Here is a 23,665-nt window from a genome sequence, read left to right on the forward strand (position 1 = left end):
GCTTGGGGCCGGTGTGCCGACCTGAACAGTGCGGCTGTCATCGTGAAAGGCATGGCGACCGCGAGCAAGTCCGCGTTGCGCGACCGGCTGTTGGCCGCCCGGCGTCGCGTTGCCGACGAGGCCAGGGCCGACGAGGCGCGCAAGCTCGCCAAGCACGTGACGGCGCTGGTGAGCGGCGCATGCACGGTGTGTGCGTACGTGCCGGTGGGCTCGGAGCCGGGATCGATCGAGATGTTGGATGAGTTGCTGCAGCGAGCGGGTCGGGTGCTGTTGCCGGTGGCGCGCAGCGACGCCGACAACGCGCCGCTGCCGCTGCAGTGGGGCGAATACCGGCCGGGTGAGTTGACGACGGCGCGTTGGGGACTGCTCGAACCGCCGGAACCGTGGCTGCCCGCTTCGGCGCTGGCCGAGGCGAGTCTGGTGCTGCTGCCAGCCCTGGCCGTCGACCGCCGGGGCGTGCGACTGGGCCGTGGCCAGGGCTTTTACGACCGCTCGCTGGCGACGCGGAATCCAAAAGCCCAGTTGGTCGCGGTGGTGCGGGACGAGGAATTGGTCGACGAACTGCCGTCCGAACCTCACGACGTTCCGATGACGCACGCACTCACGCCCGAGCGCGGGTTTATCCCACTGGTCAGCCGGGAATGATCGAAGTCACGTGGCGGTTCTAGCACTTGAGACGGTAGAGTGCTAACCCAGCGCTTAACATCATCCGGAGGTTTTCTGTGCCGACCTACAGCTACGCGTGTACTCAGTGCGCCGACCGCTTCGACATCGTGCAGGCCTTCACCGACGACGCGCTCACTACCTGCGAGAAGTGCTCCGGCCGACTTCGTAAGTTGTTCAACTCCGTCGGCATCGTGTTCAAGGGCAGCGGGTTTTACCGCACCGACAGCCGCGAGGCGGGCAAGAATTCGAGCGGGTCGAGCAACGGGTCCTCGTCCTCGAACAGTGACTCAGGATCCGGCTCCAGCTCCAGCTCTGGTGACAGCAAGTCGTCGAGCTCGACCGAGAAGGCCAGCAGCTCCACCCCGGCAGCCGCGGGCGCGTCGACCTAGCGATCTGACGGCGTTATCCACAGGCGCGCCCTGACCGGCGTTTGCCGGCAGGGAGCTGCGCCTACGGTTGCGTCGTGGGGCAGTCGCTGAACCCGACGTTGCTGAGCCGCCTGGCGATGGCGCTGCGTCCTGACTGGACGCGGACGGTGCGGGCCCGGCGGATTGCGGCGGGCGGGCTGGTGGTGCTGGCCGGCGTCGCGGCGTTACGACCCGATCCCGCCGACGACCGCGCCGACGTGGTGGTGGCGGTGCGCGATCTGAGCCCCGGCGCCGCGTTGACCGGAGACGACGTCCGCCTGGAAACCCGTTCGGCGACAACGCTTCCCGACGGCTCGCAGACCGACCTGGGGGCGGTGGTGGGCGCCACGCTGGCCAGCCCGACGCGGCGGGGCGAGGTGCTCACCGACGTGCGGTTGCTGGGTCACCGACTGGCCGAGGCGACGGTCGGGGCGGGTGCCCGGATCGTGCCGTTACATCTGGCCGACAACGCGCTGATCGACCTGGTCCGGGTCGGCGATGTCGTCGACGTGCTGGCGGCCCCGGCCTCCGAAGGGCAGCTGACGCCGCAGCCCGTCCCCCGAGTGTTAGCCACCGATGCCGTCGTAGTGCTGGTCTCGGCCAAAAACAAGACTCAATCCACGGAGGCTGACCGCGTAGTGTTAATTGCGCTGCCAGCCCGCGTGGCAAACGCGGTGGCAGGTTCGGCGCTGGGCCAGAAAGTCACCCTGACCCTGCACTGAGCTGGCTGAGGGGTCCAGAAAGGAACGGCTCATGTTCAAAGGGTTCAAAGAGTTTCTCTCGCGGGGCAACATCGTCGATCTGGCCGTTGCGGTCGTGATCGGTACTGCATTCACGGGCTTGGTCACCAAGTTCACCGAAAGCGTTATCACGCCGTTGACCAGTTCAATCGGCGCGAATCAGCAGACCGATGTCAGCCTGCTGAAGATGCCCCTCTGGAACAGCGGCCAGGAAATCAACCTCAACATCCTGCTCTCGGCCTTCATCAACTTCATTCTGATCGCAGCGGTCGTTTACTTCTTCGTCGTGCTGCCCTACAACAGCCTGCGCAAGAAGGGCGAGGTCGAGCAGGCCGACGACGCGCAGGTTGTGCTGCTCACCGAGATCCGCGACCTGCTTGCCGAGACCAACGGGAACGGCTCGTCGGGGAGGCACGGCGGTGGGGCTCCCACCCCCAGCCACGGCCCGCGCGCGGAGGCCGAGGAGCAACTGGGCCGGGGCTAGTCGCCCGAGGCTAAAAGCCTCAGATCTCCAAGCTCGACAGCTGGCCAATGATGTGCGCGGCCAGCGGGTTGAGCGTAGCCATGCCGTCCCGCACGGCGGGACGAGAACCGGCGAGGTTGACCACCAGCGTGCTTCCGGACACGCCCGCCAGACCACGCGAGAGCCCGGCATCAGTGATTCCTGCCGCCTGTCCCGAAGCACGGAGTGCCTCGGCGATACCCAGGATTTCCCGATCCAGGATGTCGCGCGTGGCTTCCGGGGTGACGTCACGCGGCGTCACGCCCGTTCCGCCGACCGAAACCACCAGGTCGACGCCGCCAATCACCGCGGTGTTCAACGCGTTTCGAATCTCCACCTCGTCGGCCTCGACCGCGACGACGCCATCGACGACAAACCCCGCCTCGGTGAGCAGCTCAGTGACGAGTGGACCGCTGTGGTCCTCGTCCCCGTGCGCGGTGCGGTCGTCGACAACGACGACGAGTGCCCGGCCGACTACCAATTCCGCGCCCTGTTCCATGGGTGCAACCGTATATCCGAGGTCGGACAATTGCGCATCGACCTTCATCACTGCTCCGCCTTACCCAGCGTCACCTGCACCGACCGACTGCCGCCACCCGGCTCCTGGAACGTGATCGAAACCTTTTCACCTGGGGCCTTGGACCGCACCGCCGCGACCAACCCGTCGGCGCTGTTGATAACGCGGTCGTCGACCTTGGTGACGACGACGTCCTTGGGCACTCCGGCGGCCGCGGCGGCACCGTTGGGCACCACCTCGACGACCTTGGCGCCCGGCACATCCTTGTCGGTGGTCACCTGGACCCCCAACGAGGCGTGCGATGCCTTGCCGGTGGCGATCAACTCGTCGGCGATGCGCTTGGCCTGGTCAACCGGAATTGCGAAGCCGAGGCCGATCGAGCCGCTTTGCGAGTCGCCGGAATCCGCGCCCATGGTCGCGATCGCCGAGTTGACGCCCACGAGTTGCCCGTTCATGTTGACCAGCGCGCCACCGGAGTTACCCGGGTTGATCGCGGCATCGGTCTGAATCGCATCCAGGACGGTGTTCTGGTTACTGGATTCCCCGGTCGTCGACACCGGCCGGTTGAGGGCACTGACGATGCCCGTCGTCACCGTGCCCGCCAGCCCCAGCGGTGACCCGATGGCCAGCACCGGTTGGCCGACGCGCAGGTCGTGCGAGGACCCGATGGCGATCGGGGTGAGCCCGGAGACACCCTGCACGCGGATCACGGCGATGTCGCTGGTGGGGTCAGTCCCGACCACGGTGAACGGGGCGGTCCGGCCGTCGTGGAACGTGACCGTCGTCTTCGGCTGCGGCGCTCCGGCCGGCGGCTTGGCCGCGGCCGAGACCACGTGGTTGTTGGTCAGGATCAGCCCATCGGCCGACAGGATGATGCCGGAGCCTTCCTCGGACTGGCGGCCCAAATTGGTCTCGAGCATGACGACGCTCGGCACCACCTTGGCCGCAACCTGCTCGACCGAACCCGGCGGCATGTTCGCCGCGGGCACGCTGGGCGCGCCGCCCGATGACGCCGTCGCGGCGGTGCTGCTCGCGGGCTTGTTACCCAGCTCCACGACCGTCGCCGCCGCGCCGCCGATACCCGCGGACACCACGGCGATAGCCACCGCACCAACGGTCAACAGGCCCGCGCGGGAACGCTTTTGGGGTTGGCGCGGCATCTGCGGAGGCGGGCCCATCGGCGGGTACATCCCCGGTATCGGCCGCTGTCCGGTGTTGCCCGGCATCGGACCTTGCATGGTTGGCCCGGGTATCGGACCCGGCCCCGTGCCCCGCGGTATCGGGCCCGGCCCGGTAGCCCCAGGCAACGGGAAGGAGCCGGTGCCGCCGGGGACCGGATATGCTCCGGTACCGCTCGGTATCGGGTGAGAACCCGTGCCGCTTTGCGTGGGTGCCCCCTCGAACGACTGGCGGTGCTCCGTCGTCGGCTGCTGATAGCGCCAGTCGAACTGCTGGTTATACGCTTGCTGCGTCTGGGCATACGCAGGCGGCACCGGTTGCTCCGATGCGCGATATCCCGGCTGCTGCGGCGGTGGCGAATACCTCGGGTGATTCGTCATGTCGCTAATGTGGCTCTTCTCCTGATTTGGGCCTTCGGGTACTGCCGTGAGGCTTAACGGTTAACAGTAGCTGCACAACTACGTTGCGCGCGCGGACTGAGAATCCACTGAGATAACATTCGCCGAATTCCGTGAGTTCCCGTCGTCGCCGGTGTCACCTTGACGCGCGCTGTCTGACATATCCCCCGCCTCGGTCGGATAAACCGGCGTCGGCATCGGGCGACCGGGCAGTAACACGCGGATCGACGTACCCGGGGGGTCCCCACCCGGAACGGTGTCCTCGACCCGCAGTGATCCACCGTGGTTGAGCACTACCTGCTTGACGATGGCCAGCCCCAAGCCTGAGCCCGGCATCGCCCGAGCGGACGTCGACCGGTAGAACCTCTCGAACACCAGACGCCGTTCCTGAGGCGCGATGCCGGGGCCGTGGTCCGACACGACCAGCTCGGCGTGGGACGGATCGAGCTGGGTCAGCGTGACGCCGACCCGCCCGCCCGGCGGGCTCCACTTGGCCGCGTTGTCCATCAGGTTCAATACGGCCCGCGACAGCATGGCCGCGTCTCCGTAGACCTGCCATGGCATCGCCTCGACGTCGAAATGAATGTCACTGCGGCGCCGCCTGACTCGTTCCAGACTGCGGTCGATGACGTCTGCCATATCCACCGGCTCGTGCACGGTCTCACCGGCGTCGCCGCGGGTGAGATCGACCAAGTCGCCGACGAGCGTGGACAATTCCTCGATCTGGCCCAGCACATCACTGCGCAGGCCGTCCATCTCCTGTTCGGGAAGCCGCGGCGCCCCGGGTTGCATCGAGGCGATCAGCAGCTCGACGTTGGTGCGCAGCGAGGTCAGCGGGGTGCGCAGTTCGTGGCCGGCGTCGGTGACCAGCCGCGCCTGCCGCTCCCGAGATTCGGCCAGGGCCCGCAGCATGAGGTTGAAAGCCTCGGTGAGCCTTGCCAATTCGTCACTTCCGAAAACGGGAATGGGCCGCAGATCGTCGGTGCGGGCCACCCGTTCGGCCGCTTCGGTGAGGCGCGCTACCGGACGTAGGCCGGCCCGGGTCACCATCCCGCCGGCCACCGCGGCAACCAGGACGCCGACTCCACCCACCATCAGCAGCACGAAGCGCAGTTTGCTCATCACCGCTTCGGTGGGCCGCAAACTCTTGGAGATGATCAGCGAGCTGCCGTTGGGCAGGTGGATGGCAAGGACTCGTTGATCGCCCGCGGTACGCCGCGACATGAAGAGTTCGCCGCGGATGACGGCTTTCTCCGGTGACCCGACCGGCAGGGTTTGGCCCGGCTGCTGAGCGGTGTAGATCGAGTGACCGGGGTTGACCAGCATCGCGTTGACGTCTGAGTACGCGGTGCCTTCGATCGCCTTGCCGGGGTCGGCCGCCAGAGAACCGCTGGCGATAAGCAATTGCGCCCGGCTCTGCAGCTGGTTGTCCAGGTCGCTGTACAGGGCGGCCGAGATCACCGCGTAGACGGCGAAAGACATCAGGACGACGACCATCGCCACCATGGACATCGCCAGCAGCATCACGCGCCACCGCAGGGACAACGAGCTGGTGGCCCGCAACGGGGTTCGCGTCGGAGCTCGTTTGCGGCGGAACCCAACCATCAGGGCGGGGTTTCGCGTAGCACGTAACCCACCCCGCGAACGGTGTGGATCAGCCGCGGCTCGCCTTCGGCCTCGGTCTTGCGGCGCAGATACCCGACGTAGACCTCCAACGCGTTACCGGAGGTAGGAAAGTCGAATCCCCACACTTCCTCGAGGATGCGGCTACGGGTGAGCACTCGCCGCGGGTTGGCGATCAGCATCTCCAGCAGCGCGAACTCGGTGCGGGTCAGGCTGATACGACGTTGCCCCCGGGTGACTTCCCGCGTCACGGGATCGAGGCTGAGGTCGGAGAACGTCATCGCCACCGACTCGGCGGCGTCCTCTGGCTTGGTACGCCGCAGCAGCGCGCGCATCCGTGCCAGGAGTTCCTCCAGGGCGAACGGCTTGGGCAGGTAGTCGTCGGCACCCGCGTCCAGGCCGGCGACCCGCTCGGACACCGAGTCACGCGCGGTCAGGACCAAGATGGGCAGGTCGTCACCGGTACTGCGGAGCTGACGGCACACCTCCAAGCCGTCCAGTCGCGGCATCATGACATCCAGGACGAGCGCGTCGGGTCGATCGCTGGCGATCATTTCGAGGGCCTCGACCCCGTCGTGAGCAAGATCGACGGCGTAGCCATTGAAGGAAAGCGACCTGCGCAGCGACTCACGCACTGCCCGGTCATCGTCCACGACGAGTATTCGCACGCAGACTAGTTTCGTACGAACGCCTGAGACGGGGCTGAGAGGCACGCCGGGAAGGGGGTGCGCAGCACGGTAGCGGCTCGGCAGTCGGCCGCCAGCTGGCCCGGCCGAGTCACATCCGCCCCATTGGCATCCGCTCCGGACCACCAGGACTTTTGCCCAACTACCAGCGACAACAAAGCCACCCGGTCTTGCTGGCGAACCTGTCGCTGCAAGCCGGGCAGCAAGTGTGCCCGCCGGAACGGAGACTGATGAGGCTTATGTGACCCTTGTTACCCCAGCGGCCGCTAAGGCCGCCAGGGCCGCCAGGCGAACCCGACTAGCGCTTGTCCAGGTCGATCAGACCGAGGCGGGCCGCCTTGAGCAGGCGACGGGGCACCTTGTGCTTCCGGCCGGCGACGGTCACGCCGACGAGTTCGGTCGTCTCGGCCTTCCACTGCGAGCGCCGGCTTCGGGTGTTCGCGCGCGACATCCTGCGTTTGGGAACAGCCATGATCGAGTCTTCCTCTTTTGGTGAGAGCTTCCGCGCGCGCGGAGGCGCCGCGACATTTCGGTGACGATTGCGTTCAGGATAACCGGTGACTACCAGCTAACCCAATTTCGGCCGCGGTAACCGTCAACCGAAAGTTGTCGTCCCGAGCGCGGTGGGGTTGTACGAGACGTAGATCGGTTGCTGGGAGAAGGGGAAGTAGCCGGTGTTCATATTTCCGCCAGAGGTGACCCAAAGGTTGTTCGACCCGTTCATCGTGTACGTGTACAGCAGCGTTGCGCCGTCTTCGGTGTAGACGGAAACGGTGGTTCCCGTCGGCAAGTATTGCCCGGCAGGCACGCCAGCTAGGGACGACGGGATGGTCCCGAAGATGCCACCCGAGTCGAACATCACCGGCGCGGTTTGCAGCGGGCCGTTGTTGATCTGGACAACGACGTTCGAGATCGGGGATCCGGCCACCGTAACGGCGCCGCCCGTCGTGTTGGGACCGAACACCACCTGGCCCGCGGGCTCGTTGATCAGCACGCCGTTGTTGAGCACGCCCGGCAATGCGGTGAGGATCGTGCTGGTGCCGGGGAAACCGTTGTTGGGTCCGATACCCAACACGCCGACGGCACCGGATCTGGACAAGAAGCTGTCCAGTGATCCCGGCGACGACGAGGTGATGACGTTGACGCCGGTCGGCACCGTCGTGAGGCCCTCGCCGAAGCTCACCGTCGTTGAATACGTGTTGTAGTTGTAGTTCAGGCCGCCGGCGTAGCCGGCACTACCCGTCCCGATGACGTCGCCGAGGTTCTGCGACAGGAATGTCTGGGACAAGACGAGGCCGGTGGAACCGGTGTCGAGCAGCACCGGCACCATGGGTCCGCCGTTGATGGAGATGTAGACCACCGGCTCAGTGCCGTTGATGATGTACACCGGGATGCTGGCGTTGGTCAGGCTCGAGCTGCCCGCCAGGAGGCCGCCCGTGGCGCCGTGCAGACCGTTGTTGCCGTTGTGCCCGCCAAGCAGCGAGCCAAACCCACCGGTGCCGCCGGCGCCATTGGTGCCGTACGTGCCGTTAAGGCCTCCGCTGCCGCCATTGCCACCGTTGCCGCCGTCGCCACCGTTGGCGCCGCTGCCGGCACCACCCGCGATGCCGCCCGGGCCGGCCGCGCCGCCGGCGCCACCGGCACCGGCATCGCCACCGTCACCGGCGGTGCCGCCCTGACCGCCATAGGAGCCGCGACCGCCCTGCAGATCCCCGAAGGTGCTGGTGCCGCCGTGTCCGGCGTTTCCGCCGTCGCCGCCCTGGCCCGCGTCGCCCCCGCGACCGCCGTTAGCACCGATTCCACCGGCGCCACCGATACCGCCGGCGCCGCCCGCACCACCATCGCCGCCGTCGCCACCGTTGTTGGCTTGGGCGTTGAACTCGCCGCTGGCGTCGCCGCCGGCCCCACCGTGGCCGCCTACGCCACCCGCGCCACCCGCGCCACCGTCGAATCCGATATCGCCCATGCCGCCGTCGCCACCGGCACCGGCCGCGCCGCCTTTACCGCCGGTCCCGCCGGTGCCGATAGGTAGCTTTTGGGGCGCAGGTTGCTGGTTGAAGCCAGCGCCAGGCGCGCCACCTGCCCCCGCAGCCCCGCCGTCGCCCCCGGCGCCACCGGTTCCGCCCGCGCTGTTGATACCAACGCCGCCGTCACCGCCGCCGCCTCCGGCACCGCCATTGCCACCCGCGCCGCCATCGCCGTTGGACCCGAATAAGCCCTTGCTGATTCCGTCGGGCTGGTTGGCGACTCCGCCCTGACCACCTTGGCCGCCGGAGCCGCCGTTACCGCCGACGAAACCGACGTTGCCGCCCGCCGCGCCCGTGTCGCCGGCACCACCGTTTCCGCCGTGCCCGCCGGCACCCCCACTGCCGCCACTGCCGAAGTACACGAAGTTGGCGGCCGCGACATCTCGGCTGGAGCCTGGGCCCGGGTTGCCCCCGGCGCCGCCGCTGCCGCCGTTGCCGCCGCTACCACCGTGGCCGCCGGCGCTGCCAACACCTGCACCACCGTCCGTGCCCTGGCCACCGGCGCCACCCTTACCGCCGTTGCCGCCGCTGCCGCTGACCGTGTTTTCGCCGCCGTCGCCACCGGTGCCGCCCGTGCCGCCGGCACCCGCGTTGCCGCCGTTACCGCCATCACCCCCGTTACCGCCGACGGTGGCGACGCCGCCATTGCCGCCGTTGCCACCATTGCCGCCATGGCCGGCGGCGCCGCCGACCTTCCCGTTACCGCCATTGCCGCCGACGCCGCCCGCGCCTCCGTCGCCGCCCGAGCCCGCACTGCCCGCGATGCCCACGCCGCTGCCGGCCTGCCCACCGGTGCCGCCATCGCCGCCGTGACCCCCGGTGCCGCCGACGTGGCCCGGGGTGTTGCCCTTGGCATCGGCTCCGTTACCGCCGGCACCGCCGGCGCCGCCGGCACCGCCATCCCCGCCATCGCCGTTGGTGCCGCCGGCTGCCGCCGCGCCACCTACGCCGCCGATTCCCCCGCTACCGCCGCTACCACCGCTACCGGCAGTGTTTCCCCCACCGCCGTTGCCGCCGGCACCGCCCGTACCGCCTTGCCCGCCCCTACCGCCGGTGCCTGCCGCCCCATTGAGCGAGCCCGGGCCACCGGTGCCAGCGTCGCCGCCGGAGCCCCCGGGCCCGCCTTCGCCGCCTCCACCGCCTGACAATCCGGCGTTCGCACTGTTGTCGACGCCGACACCGCCTTCGCCGCCCTGGCCGCCGGCCCCACCGTTGCCGCCCTGCCCGCCGGCGCCTTCGCTGCCGCCGGGCCCACCGGCCGCGCCGCCGGCCCCACCGTCGCCGCCTTTGCCGCCGCCCGCGCCCTGCTGACCGTCGCCGCCACCCGGCGTCCCCGCGACGCCCGCACCGCCGGCCCCACCGTTGCCACCCGCGCCGCCGGCACCTCCGGACCCGGCAATGCCGTCCTTTCCGGTGGTAGATCCCGCACCGCCGGCCCCGGCGGCCCCGCCAGTGCCGCCCATACCGCCGGCTCCGCCGTCCCCGCCCGCCAACCCGACGATGGCGCTGTTGTCCGTGCCGTCGGCGCCCTTGCCGCCCTTACCGCCGACCCCTCCGTTGCCGCCCTGTCCACCCGCTCCCTGGCTTCCCCCGTCGCCGAGACCGGCCGCTCCGCCGGCGCCGCCGGTACCCCCGTCGCCACCGGCCGCGCCCGCCCCGCCGTTACCGCCGCCGGGCGCACCCGCCTCACCCAGACCGCCGGCCCCGCCGTTTCCTCCGTTGCCCCCAGCACCGCCAGATCCGGCGATACCGCTCGCCCCTTTGACGGAGCCCGCTCCCCCTTCGCCGGCGGCGCCACCGGTGCCCCCGACCCCGCCAGCGCCACCCGTACCGCCCGCCACCCCGACGGTGCCGCTGTTGTCGGTGCCCGCGGCGCCTTGGCCGCCTTGGCCGCCGGTGCCGCCCGTGCCGCCGCGACCGCCCACACCCTGGACCAGACCTGGGCCGCCGGTGCCGCCCGTCCCGCCTGCGCCGCCCTCGCCACCTTGGCCACCGGCACCGCCATCGCCCACACCCGAAATGCCTGTCGCGCCCTGGCCGCCGGTGCCACCAAAACCGCCGGTCCCACCCATACCGGTGACTCCGTCAACCCCACCGCTGCCGCCGGTACCGGCTAGCCCGCCCGCACCTCCGGCACCGCCCATACCGCCGGTGCCGCCCTTGCCGGCTCCGCTGCCCGAGTCGGCGGCACCCGTACCGCCTTGCCCGCCTTGGCCGCCCATGCCACCGGCACCGCCGTTGCCATTGATGCCGCCATTGCCGGACCCGCCCTGTCCGCCCTGACCACCGCCGCCGCCCTGGGTGCCTAGACCGCCCTGGCCGCCGTTGAGACCGCTGACGCCGAGAACGCCTTGGGCGCCTTGGCCGCCGGTGCCGCCTACGCCGCCGTCCCCGCCGACTCCCGGCGCGCCCACGAAGGCGCCACCGCCGCCACCGCTGCCGCCAAACCCGGCGGCCCCGCCGGTGCCCCCCGCGCCGCCGGTACCGGCACCGAAGCCGACATCGGCTCCGCCGGCGCCGCCTTGCCCGCCTTGGCCGCCGTTGCCGCCGATACCGCCGTTGCCGCTGATTCCCACCTGGCCGAACAACGCCGAACCCTGGCCTCCGGCCCCACCGACGCCGCCCATGCCTCCGGAACCGCCGTTGCCGCCGGTACCGCCAGCGGCGTTGCCCGCCGGGCCGGCGGTACCGGTCCCACCCATCCCGCCGGCACCCCCGGTGCCGCCAGTGCCGCCCTGGCCCCCGGCGCCACCATTTCCGTAGAAGAGCCCACCGCGACCGCCGGCGCCGCCAGCGCCGCCGATACCGCCGTTGCCGCCGCTGGTGCCGTTGGCTCCAGGCCCGCCCGGGGTCCCCGCGGCGCCGGTAACCCCGACCCCACCGGCACCGCCGTTGCCGCCGTTGCCGAACAGTCCGGCATCACCGCCCCTGCCGCCCGCCTGCCCCGGGCCGCCAGATCCGCCGTTGCCACCGTTGCCCCACAAGATTCCGCCGGCGCCGCCGTTTTGCCCGGTGCCGGGTGCCCCGTGGGTGCCATCACCGATCAGCGGGCGACCCAGCAGCGCGTTGGTGGGGGCGTTGATCAGGCCCAGAACGTTGGCGTTGGCGGATTCGGCGGCGGCATACCAATTCCCGGCGCCGGTCAACGCCTGCACCAACTGTTGGTGAAACGCCGACGCTTCGGCGGCGAGCGATTGATATGCGGTGGCTTGGCTGGAAAAGAGCGACGCGATCGCGGCCGATACTTCATCGCCTGCGGCGGGCACCAACAGCGTGGTCTGAGCGGCCGCGGCCGCATTGGCCGCGCTGACCATGGACGCGATGCCGTGCAGATCCGATGCCGCCGACACCATCATCGGCGGTGCTGCAATCACGAAGGACAATCTGACCGACCTTTCGGCGGCCACGGGCGTGCCGTCGCGAGACGGACTCTACTAGGTCGCGGTCAAGAAAATTGACACTTTCTTAAGTCGGCCTCAAGTCGGCTTTAAGTCGGCCTCAAGACGGCCCCGGCCGCCTGCCGGAGCTGATCGCCAGCGCATCTACGCTCTCGCGCATCGCGGCGGTGCTAACCTACCGGTTGGTTGGTCGATCGCTCCGAGCGAATACACCAATGGATGGAGGCACACGTGGCTACCGATTCCGGTGCCGTGCGTATCGCAAACTGTTCCGGTTTCTACGGCGACCGGCTCTCGGCTATGCGCGAAATGCTTACCGGTGGCGAAGTGGACTACGTCACCGGTGACTACCTCGCCGAACTGACCATGCTGATCCTCGGCCGGGACCGGATGAAGAATCCCGAACGCGGCTACGCGAAGACCTTCCTGACCCAGCTCGAGGAGTGCCTCGGCCTGGCCCACGAACGCGGAGTCCGCATCGTCACCAACGCGGGCGGCCTCAACCCCGCCGGACTGGCGAATGCGGTCCGAGCCCTGGCCGAGCGCCTGGGCATCCCGGCCCGGGTCGCGCACGTCGAAGGCGACGATCTGCAGCCGCGAGCCGCCGAACTCGGTCTTGGTTCGCCGCTGACCGCGAACGCGTACCTGGGTGCCTGGGGCATCGTCGACTGCCTCAACGCCGGCGCCGACGTCGTCGTCACCGGCCGGGTCACGGACGCCTCGGTGATCGTCGGGTCGGCCGCCGCGCACTTCGGCTGGGGCCGCACCGCCTACAACCGGCTCGCGGGCGCTGTGGTTGCCGGGCACGTGATCGAATGCGGCGTCCAGGCCACCGGCGGCAACTACTCCTTCTTTACCGAGATCCCCGACCTGCTTCATCCGGGCTTTCCCCTGGCCGAGGTCAACGAGGACGGCTCGTCGGTCATCACGAAGCACCCCGGTACCGGCGGTCTGGTCAGCGTCGACACCGTCACCGCCCAACTGCTGTACGAAATCACCGGCGCCCGCTACGCCAACCCCGACGTCACGGCCCGGATGGACTCCATCGAACTGTCGGACGACGGACCGGACCGAGTCCGCATCAGCGGAGTCGTCGGCGAACCGCCACCGCCCACCCTGAAGGTGTCGCTGAACAGCATCGGCGGATTCCGCAACTCCATGACGTTCGTGTTGACCGGTTTGGACATCGAGGCCAAGGCCGAATTGGTGCGCCGGCAGCTGGAATCCAGCCTCACCGTCAAGCCTGCCGAGTTGGAGTGGAACCTGGCCCGCACCGACCGGCCCGATGCCGACACCGAACAAACCGCCAGTGCCTTGCTCACCTGCGTGGTCCGCGACCCCGATCCTGCGAATGTGGGGCGCAAATTCTCCGGCGCGGCAGTCGAATTGGCACTCGGCAGCTATCCGGGATTCACCTCAACCGCTCCGCCGGGAGACGGGCAGGTCTACGGCGTCTTCACTCCCGGCTATGTCGATGCCGCCGAAGTGCAGCATGTCGCCGTCCACCCTGATGGCACGCGCACCGAAATCCCGCCCGCCACCGAGACTTTGCCGCTGGAGCCTGCTGACGAGCCGGCACTGCCCGAGCCGTTGCCCGCCGGGCCGACCCGGCGGGTCCCGTTGGGCCTGATCGCGGGGGCCCGCAGCGGTGACAAGGGCGGGTCGGCCAATGTCGGGTTGTGGGTGCGCACCGACGACCAGTGGCGCTGGCTGGCCAACACTTTGACCGTCGAACTGCTCAAAGAGTTGCTGCCGGAAACCGCGGACTTGCCGGTGACCCGGCACGTGCTGCCTAGTCTGCGGGCGGTGAACTTCGTGATCGAGGGAATTCTCGGGCAGGGCGTCGCCTATCAGGCGCGCTTCGACCCGCAAGCCAAGGGGCTGGGCGAATGGTTGCGCAGCCGCCATGTCGATATTCCGGAAGGGCTTTTATGAGTTTGTGGAACACGCCGGAGCGTGAGCAGCTGCGAAAGACGGTGCGCACCTTCGCCGAACGTGAGATTTTGCCGTACATCGACGAGTGGGAACGCAACGGTGAATTGCCGCGCGAGCTCCATCGAAAGGCCGGCGAGGCGGGCCTGCTGGGTGCCAACTTCCCCGAGTCCGTAGGCGGGGGTGGCGGTGACGCCGCCGACGCGGCGATCATCTGTGAGGAGATACACCAGGCGGGTGTGCCGGGTGGGGTATTCGCATCGCTGTTCACCTGCGGCATCGCGGTGCCGCACATCATCGCGTCAGGCGATGAACGACTGATCGAAACCTACGCTCGCCCAACGCTGGCCGGTGAGAAGATCGGCGCGCTGGCCATCACCGAGCCGGGTGGCGGGTCCGACGTCGGGCACCTGCGCACCACCGCGGTCCGCGACGGCGACCACTACATCGTCAACGGCGCCAAGACCTACATCACCTCCGGTGTGCGCGCCGACTTCGTCGTGACTGCGGTACGCACGGGAGGTCCCGGTGCGGCGGGGGTTTCATTGCTGGTGGTCGACAAGGGCACACCGGGATTCGAGGTGACCCGCAAGCTGGACAAGATGGGCTGGCGGTCCTCGGACACCGCGGAACTGTCCTACACCGACGTGCGGGTACCGGTGACCAACCTCGTCGGGCCCGAGAACAGCGGCTTCGCGCAGATCGCTCAGGCATTCGTCTCCGAGCGTATCGGCCTTGCCGCACAGGCATATTCGAGCGCGCAGCGGTGCCTGGACATCACCGTGCAGTGGTGTCGCGACCGGGAAACGTTCGGCCGTCCACTGATTTCGCGGCAGGCGGTGCAGAACACGCTGGCCGAGATGGCCCGTCGCATCGATGTCGCCCGCGTCTACGCGCACCACGTGGTGGAGCGGCAGTTGGCCGGGGAGACCAACCTGATCGCCGAGGTGTGCTTCGCCAAGAACACCGCGGTCGAGGCCGGCGAATGGGTGGCCAACCAGGGGGTCCAACTCTTCGGCGGCATGGGTTACATGGCCGAATGCGAAATCGAACGCCAATACCGTGACATGAGGATCATCGGCATCGGCGGCGGAACCACTGAGATCCTCACGGCTTTGGCGGCCAAGCTTCTCGGGTACCAGGCATGACGGCGCTGAAGTCCGCGCTCGATCCCAATTCCGAGGCATTCACCGAGGCGGCGGCAGCCGCGACCACCAAACTCGACGAGATCGCGGCCGCCTTCGCCGAGGCCATCGCGGGTGGCGGCCCCAAATACGTTGAACGACACCACGCCCGCGGCAAGCTGACGGCGCGGGAGCGCATCGAGTTGCTCGTCGACGCGGACTCCCCGTTCCTCGAGCTCAGTTCGCTTGCGGCCTGGGGCAGCTCGTTCAAGGTCGGTGCCAGCACCGTTACCGGGATCGGCGTGGTCGAGGGCGTGGAATGCATGATCGTCGCCAACGACCCCACCGTCAAAGGCGGCACCAGCAATCCGTGGACCCTGAAGAAGATCCTGCGGGCCAACCAGATCGCCCTCGAGAACCGGCTTCCGGTGATCTCGCTGGTGGAGTCCGGCGGTGCCGACCTGCCCACCCAGAAGGAGATCTTCATCCCGGGCGGGCGGATGTTCCGCGACCTCACCCAGCTCTCTGCAGCCGGAATCCCCACCATCGCACTGGTTTTCGGTAACTCGACAGCGGGCGGTGCCTACGTTCCGGGCATGTCCGACCACGTGGTGATGATCAAGGAACGCTCGAAGGTGTTCTTGGCCGGTCCGCCGCTGGTGAAGATGGCCACCGGTGAAGAGTCCGACGACGAATCGCTGGGCGGCGCCGAGATGCACGCCCGGATCTCCGGTTTGGCTGACTACTTCGCCATTGACGAACTGGATGCGATCCGCATCGGACGCCGCATCGTGGCCCGGCTGAACTGGAAGAAGCAGGGCCCCACACCCAGGCCGGTGACCGAGCCGTTCTACGACGCCGAGGAGCTCATCGGCATCGTGCCCGCAGACCTGCGCATCCCGTTCGACCCGCGGGAAGTGATCGCGCGCATCGTCGACGGCTCCGAATTCGACGAATTCAAACCGCTTTACGGTTCATCGCTGGTAACTGGGTGGGCTCAGCTGCACGGCTACCCGATCGGCATCTTGGCCAATGCCCGCGGCGTGCTGTTCAGCGAGGAATCCCAGAAGGCCACTCAGTTCATCCAGCTGGCCAACCGCTACGACACACCACTTCTGTTCTTGCACAACACCACCGGCTACATGGTGGGCAAGGACTACGAAGAAGGCGGCATGATCAAGCACGGCTCGATGATGATCAACGCCGTGTCCAACTCGACCGTCCCGCACATCTCGCTGCTGATCGGCGCATCGTATGGAGCCGGCCACTACGGCATGTGCGGGCGCGCCTACGACCCCCGCTTCCTGTTCGCCTGGCCCAGCGCAAAATCCGCGGTGATGGGCGGTGCGCAGCTAGCGGGTGTGCTGTCGATCGTGTCCCGGGCCGCCGCGGAAGCCCGCGGACAGCAGGTCGACGAGGCGGCCGACGCCGCTTTGCGCGCCGCCGTCGAGGGTCAGATCGAAGCCGAGTCGCTGCCCATGGTGCTGTCCGGCATGCTCTACGACGACGGGGTGATCGACCCGCGCGACACCCGAACCGTGTTGGGAATCTGTCTATCCGCCATCGCCAATGGCCCGATCAAGGGGACGTCGAACTTCGGCGTCTTCCGGATGTGAGCGCGATGATTACTCGAGTGTTGGTCGCCAACCGCGGCGAGATCGCCCGGCGGGTGTTCGCCACCTGCCGGCGGCTGGGTCTGGGCACCGTCGCCGTCTACACCGACCCCGACGCGGCCGCCCCGCACGTCGCCGAGGCGGACGCGCGGGTGCGGCTGGCGAAGACGAACGACTACCTCAACGCCGAGGCCATCATCGAGGCCGCTCACGCCGCCGGCGCCGACGCCATCCACCCGGGCTACGGATTCCTCTCGGAGAACGCCGAATTCGCCGCAGCCGTCCAAGCAGCGGGTCTGACGTGGATCGGGCCGCCGGTGGACGCGGTGCGCGCGATGGGATCCAAGATCGAGTCCAAGAAGTTGATGGCGTCGGCCGGGGTGCCGGTGCTCGAGGAACTCGACCCGGAGACCGTCACACAGGAACAGCTACCGGTACTGGTCAAGGCGTCCGCGGGTGGCGGCGGCCGGGGCATGCGAGTCGTGCACGAAGTGTCCGCTCTGCCGGGCGAAGTCGAGGCGGCGCGGCGCGAAGCGCAGTCCGCGTTCGGCGACCCGACGGTCTTCTGCGAACGCTACCTGCCGACCGGACACCACATTGAGGTCCAGGTCATGGCCGACACCCACGGCACCGTGTGGGCCGTCGGCGAACGGGAATGCTCCATCCAGCGCCGCCACCAGAAGGTGATCGAGGAAGCACCCTCCCCGCTGGTCGAACGGATCCCGGGGATGCGGGACAAACTCTTCGAAGCGGCCAGGCTGGCCGCAGCCGCGATCGGTTACGCCGGCGCCGGGACGGTCGAATTCCTCGCTGACGACGACGGCGACTTCTTCTTCCTCGAGATGAACACCCGACTGCAGGTCGAGCACCCGGTCACCGAGGAGACCACCGGACTGGACCTGGTCGAACTGCAGATCGAGGTTGCTGCCGGTGGCCACCTGGGCGCGGAACCGCCGGCAGCGCAGGGATATTCGATCGAGGCGCGGCTTTATGCCGAGGACCCGGCACAGGGCTGGCAGCCGCAGGCGGGCACCGTGCACAAGATTCTCGTGCCCTCGGTGCGCAGCCAATTCAGCTCGCTGGGGCACCGGACCGGAATCCGGCTGGACTCCGGCATCGTCGACGGCTCGGTGGTGTCGATCTACTACGACCCGATGCTGGCCAAGGTCATCTCCTACGCCCCCACCCGTCGGCAATCGGCGCTGGTGCTCGCCGATGCGCTGGCCCGCACGCAGGTGCACGGCCTGCGCACCAACCGCGAATTGCTGGTGCGCGTGCTGCGTCACCCGGCGTTCCTCGACGGTGCGACGGACACAGGGTTTTTCGAGACACACAACCTGGACGAACTTTCGGCGCCGCTGGCTGACGAGGCGACGGTCCGGCTGTCGGCGATCGCAGCCGCGCTGGCCGATGCCGCCCACAACCGCGCCCGCGCCGCGGTGCTCGGAACGATCCCCAGTGGGTGGCGCAATCTGGCGTCGGGCTATCAGGTCAAGACCTACCTTGACGACACCGAAGCCGAGCACAAGGTCGAATACCGCTACAACCGAACCTCATTGGTGTTGCCCAACGACCCGACGGTGCACTTGGTCTCGGCGTCGCCGGACGAGGTCGTGCTCGCCAATGACGGGGTGGCCACCGCCTACGCGGTCGCACGTTACGGTGACGACGTTTACGTCGACTCGCCGCGCGGACCCGTGCACTTGGTGGCGGTGCCCCGCTATCCCGAACCCGGTTCGGCCGTCGCGCAAGGGTCGTTGGTGGCCCCGATGCCCGGCAGCGTCATTCGCATCGGCGCCGAGGTCGGCGCCACCGTCACCGCCGGCCAGCCGCTGATCTGGCTGGAGGCAATGAAGATGGAGCACACCATCAGCGCACCGAATGACGGTGTGCTCGCCGAGATCAATGTCCAAACCGGCCAACAAGTCGAAGTAGGCGCAGTTTTGGGAGTGATCGCAAGCGCGGCGGAGCCGGGTGCCGCGGGTCACGACCATGCAGACCCAGCCCGAGTGGAAGCGCCTGAAGCAGAAGGGGATTCGTAATGGTCGAAACCAGTTTTATTGAGAGCGAGGACCGCCGGGCGCTGCGCAAGGCGGTCTCCGAGTGGGTGTCCAACTACGGCGCCGAGTACTACCTGCGCAAGGCGCGCGCTCAGGAGCACACAAACGAATTGTGGGCGGAAGCCGGGAAACTCGGCTTTCTCGGCGTGAACCTGCCCGAGGAGTACGGCGGCGGGGGCGCGGGCATGTACGAACTGTCACTGGTCATGGAGGAAATGGCGGCCGCCGGGTCGGCCTTGTTGCTCATGGTGGTGTCCCCCGCCATCAACGGCACCATTATCAGCAAGTTCGGCACCGAAGAGCAGAAGAAGCGCTGGCTGCCCGGCATCGCCGACGGCACGTTGACCATGGCGTTCGCCATCACCGAACCCGACGCCGGGTCCAACTCGCACAAGATCACCACCACGGCCCGCCGCGACGGCAGTGACTGGATCCTCAAGGGCCAGAAGGTCTTCATCTCCGGCGTCGACCAGGCACAGGCGGTGCTGGTGGTGGCACGCACCGAGGAAGCCAAGACGGGCAAGCTGCGTCCGGCCTTGTTCGTGGTACCCACCGACACTCCCGGCTTCAACTACACCCCGATCGACATGGAGCTGATCAGCCCCGAGCGCCAGTTCCAGCTCTTCATCGACGATGTCCGGTTGCCCAGCGATGCATTGGTCGGCGCCGAGGACGCCGCCATCGCCCAGCTTTTCGCGGGCCTGAACCCCGAGCGCATCATGGGTGCGGCCAGCGCGGTGGGCATGGGACGGTTCGCGCTCAACAAGGCCGTCGACTATGTCAAGACCCGCAAGGTCTGGAACACTCCGATCGGCGCCCACCAGGGCCTCTCACATCCGTTGGCGCAGAACCACATTGAGATCGAACTGGCCAAGTTGATGACGCAGAAGGCGGCCACCCTCTACGACAGCGGTGACGACTTCGGTGCGGCCGAGGCCGCCAACATGGCGAAATACGCTGCCGCCGAGGCATCTACACGCGCCGTCGACCAAGCCGTGCAGTCCATGGGCGGCAACGGGTTGAGCAAGGAATACGGCGTGGCCGCCATGATGACGTCGTCCCGGCTGGCGCGGATCGCCCCGATCAGCCGCGAGATGATTCTCAACTTCGTCGCGCAGACGTCGCTGGGCCTGCCGCGAAGCTACTGAGCCGACAGCGATGGACACCCTCGTCGAGTACGCCGGGCCGGCCGAAACCGGCGGCCCGGTCGCCAAGCTGACACTGAACTCACCGCACAACCGCAACGCGCTGTCCACCACGCTGGTCAACCAACTGCACCAGGGTCTCCGGGACGCCGCCGCCGACCCGGCGGTAAGGGTGGTGGTGCTCGGGCACACCGGCGGCACGTTCTGCGCGGGAGCGGACCTGAGTGAGGCAGGCAGTGGGGGCCCAGGTGGCGATCGCGAGGGCGGCGCAGCCGGGCGAAGCGGGTCGCCACCATCGGCATACGACATGGCGGTGGCTCGGGCAAAGGAGATGACCGCGCTGCTGCGCGCGATCGTCGAGTCACCCATGCCGGTGATCGGCGCCATCAACGGGCACGTCCGGGCCGGCGGGTTCGGTTTGGTCGGAGCGTGCGACATCGTGGTCGCCGGGCCGCGGAGCACCTTTGCCTTGACCGAGGCGCGGATCGGTGTCGCGCCGGCAATCATCTCGCTGACCCTGCTGCCGAAGCTGTCGGCGCGGGCGGCGGCGCGCTATTACCTCACCGGTGAAACGTTCGGCGCCAACGAAGCCGCCGAGATCGGGTTGATCACCCTGGCCGCCGACGACGTGGACGCGGCGGTGGCTGGGGTGGTCGCCGATGTGGGCCGCGGCTCGCCGCAAGGCTTGGCGGCGTCGAAGGAGCTGACCACCGCCGCGGTGCTCGCAGGTTTCGACCGCGACGCCGAGCGACTCACCGAGGAGTCGGCGCGGTTGTTCGTCTCTGACGAAGCTCGCGAAGGCATGCTGGCGTTCCTGCAGAAGCGCCCGCCCAGCTGGGTTGCCAACCCCGCTGACCAGGGCAAATAGTGACGACGCCGATGGGCGCGGGCCGCGAAGGTTGCAGTTTAGCCAACCCCTCTTGCAGCAAAATAGAGAAGTCGTACGCTCGTGGATGATGAGCAATCCAGCCCAACATGACGCGAAGGACGCGCGCGACGAGTGGTCGCGCGCGGCGGACACTGACCGCATCCAACTCGCGCAGTTGCTGGGGTACGCGGCCGAGCAGGGTCGCCTGGAACTGAACGACTACGAAGAGCGCCTCACCAAGGCTTACGCCGCGACGACGTATCAGGAACTTGATCGGCTCCGTGCCGACCTACCCGGTGCGCCGATGAACCCCCGCAGGGGCGGCACCTGCAACCCGGCGCCGTCCACCACGTTGCTGGCGCTGCTCAGCGGCTTCGAGCGGCGCGGCCGGTGGAATGTTCCCAAGAAGCTGACCACCTTGACGTTCTGGGGCAACGGCGTCGTCGACCTGCGCTACGCCGACTTCACCTCCACCGAGGTGGACCTGCACGCAATCTCGATCATGGGCATGCAGACGATCCTGCTGCCGCCGGAAGTCAACGTGGAGATCCACGGTCGCGGCGTAATGGGGAGCTTCGACCAAGAGGTCGCCGGCGAGGGCACCAAAGGCGCACCGAAGGTGAACATCCGGGGCTTCTCGCTGTGGGGCGGCGTTGGGATCAAACGCAAACCCCGCAAGGCCCACAAGTAATCATCCACATTCACCACATCCACTCACCTGGGTGACTGGCTGAGGCATGTCTGCCGTGTGATGCTGCGCCGAAAGTTCGCATCGGCGAAGGCGAGTCGCGATGGCAGACGCGTTGCGCGTGATCCCCGAAGTTCTGAGTCACGTCGGCACCCAACTGGCAGACCACGGCGACCGACTGCTGGCCGTGCATCAGCTCTGCCTGGCCCAGATCGAAGACGCACAGGCGGGATGGATCGGCGCTTCGGCGGGCGCGTTGTCGGCCCTACTCGACGGATGGGCCCGCGCCGGCAGCGCGCACCTGGACCGCTTCGGGCGCCATTCCGCGGGCATGCAGTTGGCCGCCGCCGGGTTCACCGAGCTGGACCAGCACAACGCCGCCGCGCTGCGATGACGCTGACGTTGGGCGACATCGATCGTTGGAACCCCGACGCCATCACAACGGTGTTCGACGCCGCAATCCAGCGCGCACACGGCACCCGGACCGCCGCCGCGGCGTTGAACGAGACGATGAGTCTGGCCACCTTCGGTGGCGACACCGCCGATGCCGTGCAGGCTGCTGCGCACACCACGTCCCTGGTCCTCGACGCGCACGCCGATGCCTGCGAGGCGGTCGGGAAGGCGGCGGAGAAGGCGGCCGAAGAGGTTGCGGCGATCAAATGGCAGCTGACCGCCATCCGAGAGACCGCGCGGGAAAACCATCTGACGATCGACGACGCTTCCGGCACGGCGCTGCCGCCCTTGAACCTCTCCATGTATCCGGTCCGCGAGCAGGGGCGCATCCTCGACGCCGCGGTTGACCTGACCCAGCGCATCAAGCGGCTGTTGGCCGATGCCCAGGACGCCGACGAAGACCTGGCCGCCGCTGTCCGCGGCGCCGCCGGCGACCTGTCTCCGCAACAGGTCGAAACTCAACTCGGCCATCAGACCCTCGACCTGCCGCAGGTGCCGTCGCCGGGCACCGATCCGGAAGCCGTCAAGAAGTGGTGGCACGGGCTGACACCGGGTGAGCAGGATCGGATCAGGGCAGGATTTCCCGACGCGCTGCGCAACCTGGACGGCATCCCGTGTCACGTCCGGGATGGGCTGAACAGGTCTGTGCTGCAACGGGAAACGGCCCGATTGCGGCACGGGTGGCTCGACAGCCGCGGATGGCACACCAATCCCGCCAAGTTGGCGGATCTGACCGCGCTGTGCGAGGCCCTCGTCGAACATCCCGATGCCAGCCTGCTGTTGTTGGACACCCGAACCCACCCGCGGAAAGTGTTGGCCGCCGTGGCCGTCGGAGACGTCGACAACGCCGAGCGAGTCGGCGTCACCGTGGGTGGCATGACCACCCGGGTGAGCGCCAGCCTGCCGAATATGTTGCGAGACGCCCAGACCCAGCGCGCCGAGGCCAGACTGTTGCGCGCCAACGCTCGGGTGGCCGACCCCGACGCCGTCGCCTCGATCGTCTGGTTTGGCTATGACGCACCCGACTGTCTCCGGGAAGTGATCAATGACTGGCAGGCCCGCGACGGCGCACGGTCACTCAACGGCTTCTGCCGGGGACTGGCCGCCACCACCAACGTCGTGAATCAGCACATCACCGCCTTCGGACACTCCTACGGCTCAGTGGTCACCAGCCTGGCGTTGCAGCAGGGGGCACCGGTGAGTGACGTCGTCCTCTACGGATCGCCGGGCACCGAACTCACCGACGCCTCGCAATTAGGGGTGGCACCCGGGCACGCCTTCTACCTGATCGGGGTCGATGACGACGTCGCGACTGCGATCCCGGAGTTCGGTGCATTCGGCCTGCCCCCGCAGGACGTGCCGGGGATGACCGAGTTGTCGACAAGCACCGGTTTGGCGTTAGGTGGCCGCTACGGGGATGGTCAACTACATGAGCGGGCGTACGGACACTCGGAGTACACGCGGGTGGGAAGCAACGGGGCGCTGCGGATGAGTGCCTACAACATGGCGGCGGTGCTCGCCGGGTTGCCCGACGACCTCGTCACGCCGCGATCCGTGGGTGCGGACCGGCTACCCGGGGGTTCGGGACCGTTTGAAATGCCGCCCCCAATACCGCGACACCTCTCGTGAGAAAGCTCCT

Annotated in this window: 19 protein-coding genes; 13 read left to right on the forward strand and 6 right to left on the reverse strand. The window is 68.3% G+C overall.

Annotated elements, in window-relative coordinates; all coding sequences use genetic code 11:
• Positions 1–51 precede the first annotated feature (51 nt).
• From G6N68_RS22570 to mscL, 4 genes are all read left to right on the forward strand, one after another.
• Positions 52–645: a 5-formyltetrahydrofolate cyclo-ligase gene (locus tag G6N68_RS22570; protein WP_163717140.1), complete on the forward strand. Its 594-nt coding sequence runs from the start codon at positions 52–54 to the stop codon at positions 643–645.
• A gap of 77 nt (positions 646–722) precedes the next feature.
• Complete coding sequence (locus tag G6N68_RS22575) at positions 723–1,055, forward strand: FmdB family zinc ribbon protein (protein WP_163717144.1); 333 nt, start codon at positions 723–725, stop codon at positions 1,053–1,055.
• A 116-nt stretch (positions 1,056–1,171) separates the two neighbouring features.
• Positions 1,172–1,795, forward strand: coding sequence for an SAF domain-containing protein (locus G6N68_RS22580; RefSeq protein ID WP_163718878.1), 624 nt, complete (start codon positions 1,172–1,174; stop codon positions 1,793–1,795).
• A 31-nt stretch (positions 1,796–1,826) separates the two neighbouring features.
• Positions 1,827–2,297, forward strand: a complete 471-nt coding sequence (gene mscL, locus G6N68_RS22585) for a large-conductance mechanosensitive channel protein MscL (protein ID WP_163717147.1) — start codon at positions 1,827–1,829, stop codon at positions 2,295–2,297.
• A gap of 19 nt (positions 2,298–2,316) precedes the next feature.
• On the opposite strand, the gene G6N68_RS22590 is transcribed toward mscL, so the two are convergent.
• The 6 genes from G6N68_RS22590 to G6N68_RS22615 form a co-directional block, all read right to left on the reverse strand.
• Positions 2,317–2,862, reverse strand: a complete 546-nt coding sequence (locus G6N68_RS22590) for a MogA/MoaB family molybdenum cofactor biosynthesis protein (RefSeq protein ID WP_163717150.1) — start codon at positions 2,860–2,862, stop codon at positions 2,317–2,319.
• A complete protein-coding gene (locus G6N68_RS22595; protein ID WP_163717152.1) occupies positions 2,862–4,391 on the reverse strand; it encodes a S1C family serine protease in 1,530 nt (509 codons plus the stop codon). The genes G6N68_RS22590 and G6N68_RS22595 overlap by 1 nt, the downstream gene beginning before the upstream one ends.
• A gap of 78 nt (positions 4,392–4,469) precedes the next feature.
• A complete protein-coding gene (locus G6N68_RS22600) occupies positions 4,470–6,014 on the reverse strand; it encodes a sensor histidine kinase (protein ID WP_163717154.1) in 1,545 nt (514 codons plus the stop codon).
• The gene (gene mprA / locus G6N68_RS22605; protein ID WP_069418677.1) at positions 6,014–6,700 is read right to left on the reverse strand and encodes a two-component system response regulator MprA; all 687 of its coding nucleotides are present in this window, start codon (positions 6,698–6,700) and stop codon (positions 6,014–6,016) included. The genes G6N68_RS22600 and mprA overlap by 1 nt, the downstream gene beginning before the upstream one ends.
• 316 nt (positions 6,701–7,016) lie before the next feature.
• Positions 7,017–7,190, reverse strand: coding sequence for a 50S ribosomal protein L32 (gene rpmF, locus G6N68_RS22610; RefSeq protein ID WP_163717156.1), 174 nt, complete (start codon positions 7,188–7,190; stop codon positions 7,017–7,019).
• A 123-nt stretch (positions 7,191–7,313) separates the two neighbouring features.
• Positions 7,314–12,101: a PecA family PE domain-processing aspartic protease gene (locus G6N68_RS22615; RefSeq protein WP_163718879.1), complete on the reverse strand. Its 4,788-nt coding sequence runs from the start codon at positions 12,099–12,101 to the stop codon at positions 7,314–7,316.
• 294 nt (positions 12,102–12,395) lie between these two features.
• Here G6N68_RS22615 and G6N68_RS22620 point away from each other — a divergent pair, with 294 nt between their 5' ends.
• The 9 genes from G6N68_RS22620 (at position 12,396) to G6N68_RS22660 (ending at position 23,655) form a co-directional block, all read left to right on the forward strand.
• Positions 12,396–14,078 carry an acyclic terpene utilization AtuA family protein gene (locus G6N68_RS22620; RefSeq protein WP_163718880.1) on the forward strand — a complete coding sequence of 561 codons (1,683 nt, stop codon included), beginning with the start codon at positions 12,396–12,398 and terminating at the stop codon, positions 14,076–14,078.
• Positions 14,075–15,223, forward strand: a complete 1,149-nt coding sequence (locus tag G6N68_RS22625) for an acyl-CoA dehydrogenase family protein (protein WP_163717159.1) — start codon at positions 14,075–14,077, stop codon at positions 15,221–15,223. Before G6N68_RS22620 ends, G6N68_RS22625 begins: the two co-directional genes overlap by 4 nt.
• On the forward strand, positions 15,220–16,815 hold the full coding sequence (locus G6N68_RS22630) for an acyl-CoA carboxylase subunit beta (RefSeq protein WP_163717161.1): 1,596 nt from the start codon (positions 15,220–15,222) through the stop codon (positions 16,813–16,815). The genes G6N68_RS22625 and G6N68_RS22630 overlap by 4 nt, the downstream gene beginning before the upstream one ends.
• A 5-nt stretch (positions 16,816–16,820) precedes the next feature.
• Complete coding sequence (locus G6N68_RS22635; RefSeq protein WP_163717164.1) at positions 16,821–18,854, forward strand: acetyl/propionyl/methylcrotonyl-CoA carboxylase subunit alpha; 2,034 nt, start codon at positions 16,821–16,823, stop codon at positions 18,852–18,854.
• Entirely contained in the window at positions 18,854–20,020 is a 1,167-nt protein-coding gene (locus G6N68_RS22640; protein ID WP_163717166.1) for an acyl-CoA dehydrogenase family protein, read from the forward strand. Before G6N68_RS22635 ends, G6N68_RS22640 begins: the two co-directional genes overlap by 1 nt.
• A gap of 10 nt (positions 20,021–20,030) precedes the next feature.
• Positions 20,031–20,885: an enoyl-CoA hydratase family protein gene (locus G6N68_RS22645; protein WP_163717168.1), complete on the forward strand. Its 855-nt coding sequence runs from the start codon at positions 20,031–20,033 to the stop codon at positions 20,883–20,885.
• 88 nt (positions 20,886–20,973) lie between these two features.
• Positions 20,974–21,576, forward strand: coding sequence for a DUF1707 SHOCT-like domain-containing protein (locus G6N68_RS22650; RefSeq protein ID WP_163717170.1), 603 nt, complete (start codon positions 20,974–20,976; stop codon positions 21,574–21,576).
• Positions 21,577–21,676: 100 nt separating this feature from the next.
• Entirely contained in the window at positions 21,677–21,967 is a 291-nt protein-coding gene (locus tag G6N68_RS22655; RefSeq protein ID WP_163717172.1) for a WXG100 family type VII secretion target, read from the forward strand.
• The gene (locus tag G6N68_RS22660) at positions 21,964–23,655 is read left to right on the forward strand and encodes an alpha/beta hydrolase (RefSeq protein WP_163717174.1); all 1,692 of its coding nucleotides are present in this window, start codon (positions 21,964–21,966) and stop codon (positions 23,653–23,655) included. The genes G6N68_RS22655 and G6N68_RS22660 overlap by 4 nt, the downstream gene beginning before the upstream one ends.
• The last annotated feature ends 10 nt before the right edge of the window (positions 23,656–23,665 follow it).

Origin of the sequence: Mycobacterium bourgelatii (assembly GCF_010723575.1) — a bacterium.
In the GTDB taxonomy this organism is placed as follows: domain Bacteria; phylum Actinomycetota; class Actinomycetes; order Mycobacteriales; family Mycobacteriaceae; genus Mycobacterium; species Mycobacterium bourgelatii.

Bases quoted from the DNA above. Each gene is read 5' to 3' on its own strand.
- G6N68_RS22630 (WP_163717161.1), top strand. From the start codon at position 15,220: ATGACGGCGCTGAAGTCCGCGCTCGATCCCAATTCCGAGGCATTCACC.
- G6N68_RS22655 (WP_163717172.1), top strand. From the start codon at position 21,677: ATGGCAGACGCGTTGCGCGTGATCCCCGAAGTTCTGAGTCACGTCGGC.
- G6N68_RS22580 (WP_163718878.1), top strand. From the start codon at position 1,172: ATGGCGCTGCGTCCTGACTGGACGCGGACGGTGCGGGCCCGGCGGATT.
- G6N68_RS22645 (WP_163717168.1), top strand. From the start codon at position 20,031: ATGGACACCCTCGTCGAGTACGCCGGGCCGGCCGAAACCGGCGGCCCG.
- mscL (WP_163717147.1), top strand. From the start codon at position 1,827: ATGTTCAAAGGGTTCAAAGAGTTTCTCTCGCGGGGCAACATCGTCGAT.
- rpmF (WP_163717156.1), bottom strand. From the start codon at position 7,190: ATGGCTGTTCCCAAACGCAGGATGTCGCGCGCGAACACCCGAAGCCGG.
- G6N68_RS22635 (WP_163717164.1), top strand. From the start codon at position 16,821: ATGATTACTCGAGTGTTGGTCGCCAACCGCGGCGAGATCGCCCGGCGG.
- G6N68_RS22595 (WP_163717152.1), bottom strand. From the start codon at position 4,391: ATGACGAATCACCCGAGGTATTCGCCACCGCCGCAGCAGCCGGGATAT.
- G6N68_RS22570 (WP_163717140.1), top strand. From the start codon at position 52: ATGGCGACCGCGAGCAAGTCCGCGTTGCGCGACCGGCTGTTGGCCGCC.
- G6N68_RS22650 (WP_163717170.1), top strand. From the start codon at position 20,974: ATGAGCAATCCAGCCCAACATGACGCGAAGGACGCGCGCGACGAGTGG.
- G6N68_RS22615 (WP_163718879.1), bottom strand. From the start codon at position 12,101: ATGATGGTGTCGGCGGCATCGGATCTGCACGGCATCGCGTCCATGGTC.
- G6N68_RS22625 (WP_163717159.1), top strand. From the start codon at position 14,075: ATGAGTTTGTGGAACACGCCGGAGCGTGAGCAGCTGCGAAAGACGGTG.
- G6N68_RS22660 (WP_163717174.1), top strand. From the start codon at position 21,964: ATGACGCTGACGTTGGGCGACATCGATCGTTGGAACCCCGACGCCATC.
- G6N68_RS22600 (WP_163717154.1), bottom strand. From the start codon at position 6,014: ATGGTTGGGTTCCGCCGCAAACGAGCTCCGACGCGAACCCCGTTGCGG.
- G6N68_RS22590 (WP_163717150.1), bottom strand. From the start codon at position 2,862: ATGAAGGTCGATGCGCAATTGTCCGACCTCGGATATACGGTTGCACCC.
- G6N68_RS22640 (WP_163717166.1), top strand. From the start codon at position 18,854: ATGGTCGAAACCAGTTTTATTGAGAGCGAGGACCGCCGGGCGCTGCGC.